Raw genomic sequence first — 13,772 nt, 5'->3', positions numbered from 1 at the left:
TACTAGTAGTTGGCTGATGCCTGGAGGCGGACATGGCGCGACCGGTGACGAACTCGGCGTTCGAAGGGCTGCTTCTTGCCGCCGGCTACGGCAACGCCCATGCCGCCTTCGCTCGCCAGCTCAATCACGCCGGCCGCAACGAGGGCGCCTGGCGCTACGACGCTGCCAGCGTCTACTGGTGGCTGCGAGGCCGACGGCCTGGCGAGCACGCACAAGCCGCGATGGCGGAAACACTTGCCCGCAAGCTCGGTCGCTCAGTCGCCGTCACGGAGTTGGGGTTCGGCGCAGCCGACGGCATCGGAACATGTGTCTACCCCGCGTCCGTCGACGGGGCGATTGATACCGCCGAGCAGATCTGGACGAGGTTGGCCAAGCAACTCAACCAACAGGCCAGCGGGGTGTTCGACGGCGGCAAGGCGTTAGAGGCAGCGCTCGGCTGGCGGTATGACCTGCCCGACGAGAAAGTCAGCCGTAACGGCCCGCAGCAGGTCACCTCCACTGACGTTCAATCGCTGTACGCGCTGGCGGACCACTTCACTGATCTTGACCGGCGTCACGGCAGCGGCTCTCCGCGCACCCGTGCCGTCATGGCCGACTTCCTGGTGCGACAGGTCGCGCCCATGCTGCGCGGCACCTACACCGATGCCGTGGGGCGCGACCTCATGCGCGCAGCGGCAACGCTCTCCGGGCAACTCGCCTTCATGTCGTACGACGCGGGCGAGCATGCCATGGCGCAACATCATGTGACCCTCGGCCTGCGGCTCGCTAAGGCCGCCGACGATCGCCTCTACGGTGCTCACCTGCTGGCGAACCTCGCCACCCAAGCTGTGTTCTTGGGGCACGCCCGGGAGGCAGCCCGGCTCGTCGAAGCAGCCATTGACGGGGCTGGCCGGGCACCTGCCGCAATCCTCGCTCGGCTGCATGCCACCGCCGCCACCGCCTACGGACAGTCAGGCGAGCGACGTGCCTGCCAGCTCGCCCTGACCAAGGCTGAGCGCGCCCTCGACCGAACCAGCGCAGACCCCGGCCCGCGCTGGGTTCGCTACTTTAGCCCCGCCCACCTGGCGGGGGCCGCGCTGAGGTGCCTGGGCGACCTACATCTGCACACGCAGGCCCTTCGACACGCTCCCGACGCGCTCAACCTCGGTAGCAAGAACACCCGGACCCGTGCCCTGCACACCGCCCTCATCGCCGTGACATATGCCCGTGCTGGAGAAATCGACGCCGCCTGCAACTGGGCCTCGAAGCTCGGGCAGCACGCTGCGGGGATCCGGTCGGAGCGTGTTCAACAGCGCGTCCGCGAACTGGCTACCACCCTTAGCCCGGAGCAGGCATCAGCCCAGGTCAACGAAGTCCTGCATACCCTCGCGGCCATGCCAGCAGCCATCTAACCTGGACACGTCCGCTAGCGTCACCGAGGTGACCTGGACGGAGCCCGCCACGTGGTACGCGAACTTGGCGTCCTTCTACGCCGCAGCTGCGGCCTTTATCACCGACCCGGCGGGCAACGTGCTGCTCGTGAAACCCACATACCGCCACCACTGGGCCTTCCCTGGCGGCTATGTGGACGAGGGCGAATACCCGCACGACGCCTGCGCCCGCGAAATCCGCGAGGAGCTGGGGGTAGCTGTGGTCGTGGGTAATCTACTAGTGGTCGACTGGGCACCGTCCACTGGGCCAAGGCCTCGGGCAATCGTTAGCTTCACCTTCGACTGCGGGTCGGTCGCCAGCCTTAAGGGCTTCAATCTGCCGCGCCAAGAGTTGGAAGACGTCGCCTTCTTCTCGAGACAAGAGGCCGAGCGGCACCTTCCCAACAATGTCGCCATACGAGTTCAGGCGGCAATGCGCGCCCGTGACCGACACGCTCCGGTGTACCTTGCTGGCGGGCTTGGCCGTTCGTCTGATGTCGGGTGATGCAGCAGATTCCGAAACCGGACCAATACCACAGAATGCATGAAAATAAGCCGACGCGCGCCCTGTTCCTCCGTCAGCCCGTCGAAGCCCCCATCCAAGCCCGCCCACTAGAGAATCGCTGCTTAATACTCAGTCATGCCCCCTCGCACCCGACCCAGGGCAAGTAAAGCTTTTTCAATTTCCTGCAACTTGTCAATCACCTCTGCCGCAGATTCGGCAAAAGCCTCCTTCGCAGCAAACTCGTCCTCCGCAATCCAAGCAAGAACCTTATTAAGGATCAGACGCTTCGCTTCCCGACGCTTCTTTCTATCTGCCTGCGAAAAGGCCCGCTGCACATCCTCCTTGAACAACGGAGGATAGTACGACTCGAAATTGGCTTGGTCAAAATTGATGAAGCGATTAGGTGGCCACCCACGGAATTTCCGCCTTAGGCTGTCAATAACGGAGACGCCTGATTCGTCTCCATCTGCAATGACCCATGCTCGACCACGGTACATCGGTTCAAGGTGAGCAAACAGAAAAAGTTCCAGATAGTCCTGCATGATCGGCTCAAGGCGTGAGGTGCCGCTCGCCGCAAGCGTCCTAAGGCGAAGCAGCCGTGGAGCGAACCAAGGAATAAGGAATTCTCTCGCTAGGCGCTCGGCGCTGGACTCCTCGAAAATTAGCCATCCCTCTCCGAGATCGAGGTCGGCCAGCTCGTAGCCAAGGTCCTGCATGACGGATAGCCGCGAGGCTGGCGAATCGATTATATCGTAGGTACTGGTTGGCGGAATCTCGCCGTCACTCTTACTATGAACGACCACAGTGCCAGGCACAACGCCAAGCTTTGCCAACACGATACTACTATGAGTTGATATTATAAATTGGTTAGTAGACGCGGCATCCAGAATCAGGTCCAAGAGCGCCTTCAATGCCTTTGGGTGAAGGTCATTCTCCGGCTCCTCAATCAAGAACAGCTTGTTGTGGCTTGAACTAAGGCTAAGCAGCAAGTTTAGGGCTGAGGTAATTCCCGCACCCATCGCACTTAAAGGTATCTCGGTAAATCTATCAACTTGAACACCTAGCCGCTGTTGCCCCTGCTCACCTGTCAGAATATTTAAGTTGATACCCAATACATCTCGGCATGCGGCACGAAACGCACGGGACTCAGGAATTTCCGAGGTAGCGAGAGCCATCACTCTCGAAACGAGATTCGAGTCGGTTGGGCTTACTGTTATAGCAGAATCACGTCGGACTTGCTCTTCGTAGCGCGATTGGCGTCGTGTAGCTAGTACTGGATATATCGCGTTTCTAGGCTCTACATTTTCGGCAAGCCGCACATGCGCGTCTCCCTTTTCGGGAAGCTTGGCATGCACCGCATGCCCTTTTCCCCACAGGCGGATAGTAGACCCGGGTTCAATTCTTAGATCACCCAGCTGAACAAATCGGTGCCATGGACCCAATTTGAGGTTTATCTCGAACTGTGAAGCTCCAACACGAACGTCGCCTTCCTCCTGCGGCGCCCCTTCTTGAGACAGATACAGCGCGCGTACAATGGTCGACTTCCCTGAGTTGTTGCGGCCAACAAGCAGCGTCACCGGACCTAGTGGGATCTCGCCAGAATCGACCACCGACCGGAAGTCTTTGATCGACACCGAGGTAAACAGCATTTCTCCCCTTAACCCAATTCCCCAATCTCCTACCCGGTAGGCAGCAGATGGTCCAACTACCAACGTCCTCGTCTGGCCCGGCGTCTCGGTGGAGATGCTAGGCGCATCGACACAGCCTAAGTCCTCGCTTGGCCCTCGGTTACCCCAGCTCGACACCGAATCTCCCTACCAACGAGGGAATGCGCGGGGCGGGGCGCCGGGGCTAACGTCCCGCCCTGGCATCGGGCCCCGGTCACGTAAGCGTCTGAAGCAGAAGGCCCACATCCACCGTGATTCCTCTGCAACCGTCACAACACGCCACCGCTCCGTCGGCATGGTGAGCGCCCTAGGCTCCCACTGTCCAGTATGGTGGATCGGTGAGCGAGCACTTGAGCATCTTGTCAGCAATCGACCGGCTAGTTGACGGCACGATCCGAATACCTGGCTTCCAGCGAAAGTTTGTGTGGGAACCCAAGGCTTCGGCGTTGTTAATGGATTCAATCTACAAGCAGTTTCCGATTGGGTCGATTCTGTTGTGGCGGACGACTGAACGCCTAAAAGTTGAAAATAGACTCGGGACATTTGAGCTTCCACCGCCCGATAAGGACTATCCAGTGGATTACGTACTGGACGGCCAGCAGCGACTAACCTCTATCTTCACAACGTTCCAACGGAGAATTGAGTCGGTCGCTTACGACCCGGAAGTTTGGCTGCCTATCTACTACGATTTCGACGCGATTGAAGATGCTCAAGATTCCCGCTTCGCGGCGTTGCCGTCGGACCAAGCAAACCCCGAAAGATATTTCCCACTGTCCACATTCTTTGAGCCAGTAGAATTCTCGCTGAGAACTCGCGAGCTTGACGAGAACCGGCATCGAGAGATCGTGACGGTTCAGCAAAGGTTTTTAAGTCTACTGTTGCCCGTTCAGACCTTCGAAACAGAGGATCGGGCTACTGTTGCCATTGTCTTCGAACGGGTTAACCGGATGGGAACGCCGCTCGACACTTATCAACTTTTGACTGCCTGGACTTGGAGTGATGAATTCAACCTCCAGGAGCGCTTTGCTCAGCTTTCTGAAGAGTTCGAAGACTTCGGCTTTGAAGACGTAGGCGACGATAGCGACTTGATGATGCGTTGCACGGCGGCGGTGTTGACCGGCGATCCGTCGCCCGCAGCCCTCGTATCCGTCAACGGCGGAGTGGTCCGGCAAGATTTTGGCGTGGTGGAGAGGGCTATTCGTCGCAGCATCGATTTTGTGCGTCAGAATTTTCATGTTCGCCACCTGAAACTTCTGCCATACGCAAGCCTCCTGATCCCGCTCTCAGCATTCTTTTCCATCCGGCAATCTGATCCTGTGACAAACGACCAGCGTCAGGAGCTTGTGACGTGGTTTTGGCGTAGTTGCTTCTCGCACAGGTATAGCGGCAACCCCCAGCGCAACATCAAGCGGGACATTGAAGAATCGCTGAAGCTCCGCAAAGGCGAAGAGTCAAGTCTGGCTGAAGTCACGTCCTCGCTTAAGGCGTCCTTTTTCCTCACAAATGGCTTCTCCATAAGGAACGTTGCGACCAAAACTTTCGTTCTTCTCTTAGCCTCCCGAGCTCCTAAGACATTCCTATCCGGGGAGCCGGTCTCATTGGATGATGTCCTCTCGGAGCCGAACAGACGTGAATATCATCATTGCTACCCCCGAGCCTTCCTCGCTTCATTGAACCCTCAAGACAACAGTTGGTCAAGCAGGGCGAACGCACTCGCTAATTTTGCAATCATCTCCAGAGCCGAGAATCGAATAATTAGTGACAAGGCGCCGTCGAAGTATCGATCGCTAATGCCAACGGAAGTCCAGGCCGTAATGGATTCGGCCCTTCTTCCACCGAGCCTCTTCGACGATGACTATGCGAAGTTTGCGATTGAACGGGCTGAAATGCTCGCTGCCTATGGCAGGAAGTTAGCTGACCTCAAGGCGGGGGCCGAAAGAGTGCTCGGCAGGGGGCTCGGGCGACTAATTCCGAGGTCATATCGGCAGGAGTCCATTGATCCACTTCTTGAGAACGTATTTCCTGCGGGGACTCTGTTCGACTCGCGGAATCTAGAATGACGAGTCTATTAATACACTGACTGACGGGGCGATTGTGCTCGTCGTTGAAGTTGCCCTATGTACCTATGGCCGGCAGGGCAGGCACGGGTCAGAGCGCCACGATCGCCGCAGTCTCCGCTGGCAGCTCAATCCGGTCCCGCATCACCGTGACCCCCTCGCCGGTAGCCAACAAGACCCGGCGAGCCACACCAGGCAGCGACACCCCCTGCCCCCGCCCAGCGAAGTTCGCCACGACAAGAGTCTCCCCCCGCCGCATCAGCAGAAACTGGTCCCCGTGCTGCACCGACACCGAGTGCATCCGAGGATCCGAGAGATCCGCAACGGACCGCCGCAACGAGATCAACCGCTGGTAGAACGCCAGCATCGAAGCGTGCTCAGGCTTGTCCAGCTCGGCCCAGTCCAACCGGGACCGTACGAACGTCTGCGGATCCTGCGGATCCGGCACGTCCGCCTCTGCCCACCCGTGCGACGCGAACTCCCGCCGCCGCCCCAGAGCCACGGCGGTAGCCAGCTCAGGCTCAGGGTGCGAGGTGAAGAACTGCCACGGCGTGGAAGCAGCCCACTCCTCCCCCATGAACAGCATCGGGGTGAACGGCGCCGTCAACAGCAGCATCGCCCCGACCCGCAGCAGCGCCGGCGAGAGAGAAGCCGAGATCCGATCCCCGGTAGCCCGGTTCCCGATCTGGTCGTGGTTCTGGAGGTAGGCGACCAGCCGATGACCGGGGATGCGGGAATCCAGCGCCCGCCCGTGGTGCCGGTTGCGGAAGCTAGACCAGGTCCCGGCGTGGAAGAACCCGCCCGTCAGCACGTCTGACAGCGTCTCCAGGGAGCCGAAGTCGCCGTAGTACCCCTGCCGCTCCCCCGTCAGCAACGTGTGCAGCGCGTGGTGGGCGTCGTCGTTCCACTGGGCGTGCAGCCCGAACCCGCCCGCCTCCCGAGGCGTGATCAGCCGCGGGTCGTTGAGGTCGGATTCGGCGATGAGCGACAGCGGCCGGCCCAGATGAGTCGACAAGGATTCAACGGAAACCGCCAGCTCCTCCAAAATGGGGACGGCTCGCGAGTCCGGCAGGGCGTGCACGGCGTCCAGACGCAGGCCGTCGACGTGGTAGTCGCGCAGCCACATGAGCACGCTGTCGATGATGTAGCGGCGTACCTCGTCGGACTGCGGGCCGTCCAGGTTGACCGAGCGGCCCCACGTGTTGCTCTGCTCGGCGAGGTAGGGCCCGAACCGCGGCGCGTAGGCCCCGGAGGGCCCGAAATGGTTGTAGACGACGTCGAGGATCACCCCCAACCCGCGAGCGTGGGCGGCGTCGACGAACCGTTTCAGGCCGTCGGGGCCGCCGTAGGGCTGGTGCGGGGCAAACCAGCAGACGCCGTCGTACCCCCAGTTGTGTTCGCCGTTGAAGGCGTTGACCGGGAGAAGTTCGATCAGGTCGACACCGAGGTTCACCAGGTGGTCGAGGCGGTCGATGGCCGCGTCGAAGGTGCCGTCGGGGGTGAAGGTGCCGATGTGCAGCTCGTAGAGGATGCTGCCGGGCAGTTGCCGGCCGGTCCACAGGCTGTCGGACCACTCGAAGGCGGAGTGGTCGTAGCGGCGGCTCGGCCCGTGCACTCCCGCAGGCTGCCACGGTGAGCGGGGGTCGGGCAGCGGGGTCTCGTCGTCGTTCAGCAGAAAGGAGTAGTCGGTGCCGGGGCCTGCGTCGGGCACCTCGACCTGCCACCAGCCGTCGGCGGCGGCGCGCATCTCGTGGTCGGTGTCGCCGGCCAGGCGCAGCCGCACCCGGGCGGCGTCCGGTGCCCAGACGGAAAACTCGGTCATGAAACGGCCTCCTCGGCAGCGGTGAGAGGAGCCAGCAGAGCGACGGGATAGTCGGCCAGAAGAGTGTCCAGCGACGTCTCCCCGCCACTGTAGACCCGGCCGGTGAACAGGTCCTTCACCTCGTTAACACCAAGCGACAGGGCTGTGTCGCACCAGCCGCCGGCGCGCGCCAGACCCAGCGGCAGGCGGGTCGCCACGGCGATCGCGCCACCCCTGTCGAACGCCACCACGTGCCGGCCGACCGGCCCGTGCGCCGGCACCGGCCGGTAGCCGGTGAACAGCTCCGGGTGCGCCCGCCGCAGGCGCAGCGTCCGCGACACGACGAGCAGCTTCGCCGCGCCGTCGGTGTCGACCGGGGGACGCCAGCCGCCGTCGAGCCGTGCCAGCATCTCCCGGCGTACGTCGAAGTCGACGGGCCGGCGATTGTCCGGATCGACAAGGGAGTTGTCCCACAGCTCGGTGCCCTGGTAGGTGTCCGGCACACCGGGCATGGTGAGTTGGATCAGCTTCTGCCCGAGCGAGTTGCACCAGCCGGCCGGGGTGATGGCGGCGGCGAGTTCGGTCAGCTCGTCGTGCAGGCTCGGGTCGTCGTACATCCGGTCGATGACCGCGTGCATGGCCTGCTCGAAGGCCGGGTCCGGGTCCGCCCAACTGGTCGAGGCCGCGGCCTCCCGGGCGGCCTTCTCGGCGTACGCGTGCAGCCGCTCCCGCTCGATCGGCCACGCGCCGACAGCGGTCTGCCAGAGCAGGTGGGAGAACGACGCATCGGGCAGCGGCGCGTACTCCATCCAGCTCTTGACCTGCTCCGCCCAACGGCCCGGCAGCTCGCTGAGCACGGCGAGGCGGGCGCGCACGTCCTCGCCGCGCTTCGTGTCGTGGGTGGAGAGGGTTGTCATGCTGGCGGGCCAGCGGACCTGCTGGGCGGCGGCGAAGCGGTGGAACTCCGCAGGTGGCACACCGAAGTGGGCGGGGCTGCCGCCGACCTCGTTGAGCGCCACGAACCGGGTCCAGCGGTAGAACGCGGTGTCCTCCACGCCCTTGGCCATCACCGCGCCGGTGAGCTGCGGGAAGCGCATCGCCAGCTCGTCGTCGCTGTCGCGCAGCCGGCGGGTGATCGCGTCCAGGGCGCCGGTCAGGTCGGGGCGTCGGCGGCCGGCCTCGGAGCGGGCGGCGGCGAGGTGCCGGGCGCCGTGCGGCGGGTAGCCGCGGTACACCGGGAAGGCTGCGGCCAGCTCGGCGAGCGCCGCGCGGGCCTGCTCGGTCGGCACCTCGGGGGCGAGCGCGGCCAGGCGGGTCAGCTCGGCCGCGAGCAGCGTCGTCGCGGCGGCCAGCTTCGTGGTGTGGGTCAGGTCCTGCCACGAGGTGTGGTGCCCGGTGAGGTGCGTGTCCAGGACAGTGAAGTCGCCCTCGGCGTCGGTGTCGACGAAGAGGCCGTTGACCGCGGCGAGGGCGTCGTAGCCGGTGGTGCCGTCCACCGGCCAGTCCGGCAGCTCCTCGCCGTACTCCAGGATCTTCTCCACCACGAGCCAGGCCTCCGGCGCGGCCTCGCGCAGCCGCGCGAGATAGCCGGCGGGGTCGCGCAGGCCGTCCGGGTGGTCGACGCGGATGCCGTCGACCTCGCCGGCGGCGGCCCAGGCCAGGATCAGCTCGTGGGTGGCGGCGAACACCGCCGGGTCCTCCACGCGCAGGCCCGCAAGGCCCGCGATGGCGAAGAACCGGCGGTACGTCAACTCGGCGTCGCCGCGCCGCCACGAGATCAGCTCGTAGTGCTGCCGGTCGTGCACCTCGCGGGCACTGCCGTCGCCGGTGCCGTCGGCGATCGGGAAGCGGTGCTCGTGGTAGCGCAGCTCCCCGTCGACGAGCTTCAGGTCGTCCAGGGCGGCCGGGTCGTCCGCCAGCACCGGCAGCAGCAGCCGGCCCCGGTCCCAGTCGATGTCGAACCAGTCGGCGTACGACGAGTCGCGCCCCCGGCGCAGCACGTCCCACCAGGGCGGGTTGGCCGGCGGTACGGCGACCCCGGCGTGGTTGGGCACGATGTCGACGACCAGGCCGAGCCGCTTCTCGCGCAGCGCCCGCAGCAGCCGCTGCCGGGCGGCCTCGCCGCCCAGCTCCGGGTTGACCGTGCGGTGGTCGACAACGTCGTACCCGTGCTGAGAGCCGGGCGTCGCGGCCAGCAGCGGGGCGGTGTAGAGGTGGCTGACGCCCAGGTCGACGAGGTAGTCGAGGATGCCTGCGGTGGCGTCCAGGTCGAAGCCGGGACGGACCTGGACGCGGTAGGTGGCCTGCGGAGGGGTGGAGGCCATGTCAGATCGTCCTTTCCAGCACCACCAGGGAGCGGTCCGGCACCCGGATGGTGCCGCCCGCGCTGATCACCGTGGCGTCGTCGGGCTCGGGCTCGGCTGTGCTGATCACCCGTTCCCACTTCTGGCCGTACTCGCTGCCGGGCATCGTGAAGTCCAGCGGCGCGTCGTGGGCGTTGAAGCAGAGCAGGAACGAGGCGTCGTGGTGCTTCTGGCCGTACTGGCCGCGCTCGCGGATACCCTCACCGTTGACGAACAGCGCCACCGAGCGGCCGAAGTCGTTGCCCCAGTCCTCGCCGGTCATCTCCCGCCCGTCGGGGGTGTGCCAGGCCAGGTCGGGCAACGGCTCGTCGATGCCGCGCCCACCCACCGGCAGGCCGGTGAAGAACCGGCGACGGCGGAACACCTGGTGCCGCTTGCGGAAATCGGTGAGCGTACGGACGAAGTCCAGCAGCTGCTCGTCGACGTTGTCCCAGTCGATCCAGGCCAGCTCGCTGTCCTGGCAGTAGGCGTTGTTGTTGCCGTGCTGGGTGCGGCCCAGCTCGTCGCCGTGGCCGATCATCGGCACGCCCTGCGAGAGCATCAGGGTGGCCAGGAAGTTGCGCCGCTGCTTGGCCCGCAGGGCGAGCACCGCGTCGTCGTCGGTGTCGCCCTCCACGCCGCAGTTCCACGAGCGGTTGTGGCTCTCGCCGTCCCGGTTGTCCTCGCCGTTGGCCTCGTTGTGCTTGTCGTTGTACGACACCAGGTCGTTGAGGGTGAACCCGTCGTGGACGGTGACGAAGTTGATGCTGTGGAACGGGCGGCGGCCGTCGTCCTGGTACAGGTCGGCGGAGCCGGAGATCCGCGACGCGAACTCGGCCAGGGTGGCCGGCTCACCGCGCCAGAAGTCCCGCACCGTGTCGCGGTACTTGCCGTTCCACTCGGTCCACAACGGCGGGAAGTTGCCCACCTGGTAGCCGCCGGGGCCGACGTCCCACGGCTCGGCGATCAGCTTGACCTGGCTGACCACCGGGTCCTGCTGCACCACCTCGAAGAACGTCGACAGCCGGTCCACCTCGTAGAACTCGCGGGCCAGGGTGGCCGCCAGGTCGAACCGGAAGCCGTCGACGTGCATCTCGGTCACCCAGTACCGCAGCGAATCCATGATCAGTTGCAGCGAGTGCGGGCTGCGCACGTTGAGGCTGTTGCCGGTGCCCGTGTAGTCCACGAAGTAGCGCCGGTCCTCCTCGCTGAGCCGGTAGTAGCTGGGCGCGTCCACACCCTTGAAGCTCAACGTCGGCCCGAGGTGGTTGCCCTCGGCGGTGTGGTTGTAGACCACGTCGAGGATGACCTCGATGCCGGCCGCGTGCAGCGCCTTGACCATGCCCCGGAACTCCTGCACCTGCTGCCCGAGGTGGCCCAGCGCCGAGTAGCCGTGGTGCGGTGCGAAGAAGCCGATCGTGTTGTAACCCCAGTAGTTGCGCAGGCCAAGGTCGACGAGCCGGTGGTCGTGTACGAACTCGTGCACCGGCATCAGCTCGATCGCCGTCACACCGAGCCGGGTCAGGTGCTCGATCATCGGCGGGGAGGCGATGCCCGCGTACGTGCCGCGCAGCTCCTCCGGGATGTCCGGGTGGCGCATGGTCAGCCCACGCACGTGCGCCTCGTAGATCACCGAGTGGTGGTACGGCGTACGCGGCGGCTTGTCGTTGCCCCAGTCGAAGTACGGATTGACCACCACGGACTTCGGCATGAACGGCGCCGAGTCGCTCTCGTTCATCCGCTCCGGGTCGCCCATGTCGTAGTCGTACACCGCCGGGTCCCACGTGACGTCACCGTCGATGGCCTTGGCGTACGGGTCGAGCAGCAGCTTGTGCGGGTTGCAGCGCAGCCCGTTCGCCGGGTCGTACGGCCCGTGCACCCGGTAGCCGTAACGCTGCCCCGGCTCGATGCCCGGCAGGTACGCGTGCCAGACGTAGGCGTCCACCTCGCGCAGCTCGACGCGGCGCTCGGCGCCGGTGTCCCACTCGTCGAAGAGGCAGAGTTCGATCCGCTCGGCCACCTCGGAGAAGATGGCGAAGTTGGTGCCCATCCCGTCGTAGGTGGCGCCCAGGGGATACCGCTCGCCCGGCCAGACCTGCATGTCGCTCCTTCAGACCATGGTCATGTGCGCACCGCGCCACGAGCGCGCCGACGACAGGTCGCCCGCGCGCACGCCGGTATTGCCCTGCGCCCCGGTGCGCCAATCCATCCTTTCAGGCGATGACCGGAATCCACCTGTCTGATGCGTGCTACACCCTCAGGTGTCCTCCGTCACCATGGACGCTTTCAAGGTGCGTTCCGGGGCTCGATGCCTTTTGCTTGTCGGGGGGCACGCGTCCGCGCGCGACCCCACTCGGCCCTCAGCCACCCTTTCCACCTCTCGCTCCGCCGCCACTGACGCCGGCGCGCACCACCATGCATGGACGGAGATTGATGTGACGACCCTGCGGGTCGATGAGCAGCTCGCTGCCACCAAGGACCGGAGCCACCGGCCCACCCTGACCTCCCGGCCGCAGCTTCCCGCGCAGCCCGGTCCGTCCGCGCAGCCCGGCGCGATCGTGCCCGCGCACTCCGGTCCCGGGGTGCCGCCGCAGACCCGTCGCATCCTCATGTTGTCCTGGGAGTACCCGCCGGTGCTCGTCGGTGGCCTCGGCCGCCATGTCCACGCCCTCTCCGTCGCCCTCGCCGCCGCCGGCCACGACGTCACAGTCGTCACCCGCCACGCCGACGGCGCACCCCTGGAGGAATACGCCGACGGCGTACGCATCCTGCGCGCCCCCGAAGACCCCGTCACCTTCCCCCTCGCCACCAGCAGCCTCCTGGCCTGGACCATGGCCTTCAACCACACCCTCACCCGCACCGCCCTGCGCGCCACCCAGGCCGGCAGCTACGACGTCATCCACGCCCACGACTGGCTCGTCGCCCACACCGCGACCACCCTCGCCGAACACCTCGACCTCCCGCTGGTCACCACCATCCACGCCACCGAGGCGGGCCGGCACCAGGGCTGGCTGCCCGAGGAGATGAACCGCACCATCCACGGTGTCGAGCAGTGGCTCAGCAGCGAGTCCGGTCGGGTGATCGTCTGCTCCGGCTACATGCGCGACGAGGTGGGCGCGCTGTTCGGCGTACCGGCCGGCCGCGTCGACGTGGTCGCCAACGGCGTGGAGTCGCACCGCTGGAAGGTGCCGGCGCGGGACGTGGCTGCGGCGCGGGCCCGGTTCGCCGGGGACGGCCCGCTGGTCACCTTCGCCGGCCGGCTCGTCTACGAGAAGGGCGTGCAGCACCTGATCGCCGCCCTCCCCCGCCTGCGCGAGCGGCACCCGGGGCTGCGCGCGGTGATCGCCGGCGACGGCCCGTACCGCGCCGAGTTGGAGGCCGAGGTGCACCGCCGTGGCCTGGGCGGCATGGTCACCATGCCGGGCTTCCTGGGCGGCAACGACCTGCCGGCGCTGATGGCCGCGTCCGACTGCTTCGCGGTGCCGAGCATCTACGAGCCGTTCGGCATGGTGGCCCTGGAGGGCGCCGCCGCCGGAGCGCCCCTGGCCGTCGCGGCCACCGGCGGTCTCGCCGAGATCGTGGAACCGGGAGCGACCGGGATGACGTTCCGACCGCACGACCCGGACGGGCTCGGCGACGCCGTCGACGCGCTGCTGTCCGACCGTGAGCGGGCCCGCGCCATGGCCCGTCGCGCCCGCCGGATGGTTAACGACCAGTACGGCTGGTCGGCCATCGCCCAGCGCACCGCCGCCAGCTACGCCGCGGCCATCGCCAACGACGCCACGTTCACGGCCGAGCGCGCCGAGCAGCGGATGTCCCAGGGCCGGGCCCTCCCGGCGCTGCCCGAGGGCAACCTGCTCGCCGCCGCCGGCCTGCGCTGACGCTGACCTGATCGACCCGGTCTTCGGGACGTCGGGGTGTCCCTGCGCCGGGGACACCCCGACGCCCCGCAAGCCGAGCCTCGCCGCTCGGCGCTGGCTGCGGCGCCGGC

Annotated in this window: 8 protein-coding genes; 4 read left to right on the top strand and 4 right to left on the bottom strand. The window is 65.8% G+C overall.

The genetic code is table 11. The features are described 5' to 3' along the window. Positions 1 to 32 precede the first annotated feature (32 nt). Together AB0B97_RS02650 and AB0B97_RS02645 are read left to right on the top strand one after the other, a co-directional pair. Complete coding sequence (locus AB0B97_RS02650) at positions 33 to 1,391, top strand: hypothetical protein (protein WP_357490077.1); 1,359 nt, start codon at positions 33 to 35, stop codon at positions 1,389 to 1,391. A gap of 28 nt (positions 1,392 to 1,419) precedes the next feature. Further along, entirely contained in the window at positions 1,420 to 1,914 is a 495-nt protein-coding gene (locus AB0B97_RS02645; RefSeq protein ID WP_357490075.1) for an NUDIX hydrolase, read from the top strand. A gap of 122 nt (positions 1,915 to 2,036) precedes the next feature. Here the strand turns inward: AB0B97_RS02645 and AB0B97_RS02640 are convergent, their stop codons facing one another. Then, on the bottom strand, positions 2,037 to 3,563 hold the full coding sequence (locus AB0B97_RS02640; protein WP_357490599.1) for an AAA family ATPase: 1,527 nt from the start codon (positions 3,561 to 3,563) through the stop codon (positions 2,037 to 2,039). 356 nt (positions 3,564 to 3,919) lie between these two features. Here AB0B97_RS02640 and AB0B97_RS02635 point away from each other — a divergent pair, with 356 nt between their 5' ends. Next, on the top strand, positions 3,920 to 5,641 hold the full coding sequence (locus AB0B97_RS02635; RefSeq protein ID WP_357490073.1) for a DUF262 domain-containing protein: 1,722 nt from the start codon (positions 3,920 to 3,922) through the stop codon (positions 5,639 to 5,641). Positions 5,642 to 5,729: 88 nt separating this feature from the next. On the opposite strand, the gene treZ is transcribed toward AB0B97_RS02635, so the two are convergent. From treZ to glgX, 3 genes are read right to left on the bottom strand one after another with little or no spacing between them, the layout of a single operon-like run. Next, a complete protein-coding gene (gene treZ / locus AB0B97_RS02630; protein ID WP_357490072.1) occupies positions 5,730 to 7,460 on the bottom strand; it encodes a malto-oligosyltrehalose trehalohydrolase in 1,731 nt (576 codons plus the stop codon). Next, positions 7,457 to 9,763, bottom strand: coding sequence for a malto-oligosyltrehalose synthase (treY, locus tag AB0B97_RS02625; protein ID WP_357490070.1), 2,307 nt, complete (start codon positions 9,761 to 9,763; stop codon positions 7,457 to 7,459). The genes treZ and treY overlap by 4 nt, the downstream gene beginning before the upstream one ends. Position 9,764: 1 nt before the next feature. After that, positions 9,765 to 11,882, bottom strand: coding sequence for a glycogen debranching protein GlgX (glgX, locus tag AB0B97_RS02620; protein ID WP_357490068.1), 2,118 nt, complete (start codon positions 11,880 to 11,882; stop codon positions 9,765 to 9,767). Positions 11,883 to 12,216: 334 nt separating this feature from the next. Here glgX and AB0B97_RS02615 point away from each other — a divergent pair, with 334 nt between their 5' ends. Then, positions 12,217 to 13,662 (top strand): glycosyltransferase family 4 protein, encoded by a 1,446-nt coding sequence (locus AB0B97_RS02615; RefSeq protein ID WP_357490067.1) that lies wholly within the window; start codon positions 12,217 to 12,219, stop codon positions 13,660 to 13,662. Positions 13,663 to 13,772 lie beyond the last annotated feature (110 nt).

Origin of the sequence: Micromonospora sp. NPDC049004 (assembly GCF_040649315.1) — a bacterium.
In the GTDB taxonomy this organism is placed as follows: Bacteria; Actinomycetota; Actinomycetes; order Mycobacteriales; family Micromonosporaceae; genus Micromonospora.
Note: the sequence above shows the minus strand (reverse complement) of the source record. Positions and strands in the feature narration are given on the sequence as shown.

Bases quoted from the DNA above. Each gene is read 5' to 3' on its own strand.
- AB0B97_RS02650 (WP_357490077.1), top strand. From the start codon at position 33: ATGGCGCGACCGGTGACGAACTCGGCGTTCGAAGGGCTGCTTCTTGCC.
- AB0B97_RS02640 (WP_357490599.1), bottom strand. From the start codon at position 3,563: ATGCTGTTTACCTCGGTGTCGATCAAAGACTTCCGGTCGGTGGTCGAT.
- treZ (WP_357490072.1), bottom strand. From the start codon at position 7,460: ATGACCGAGTTTTCCGTCTGGGCACCGGACGCCGCCCGGGTGCGGCTG.
- treY (WP_357490070.1), bottom strand. From the start codon at position 9,763: ATGGCCTCCACCCCTCCGCAGGCCACCTACCGCGTCCAGGTCCGTCCC.
- glgX (WP_357490068.1), bottom strand. From the start codon at position 11,882: ATGCAGGTCTGGCCGGGCGAGCGGTATCCCCTGGGCGCCACCTACGAC.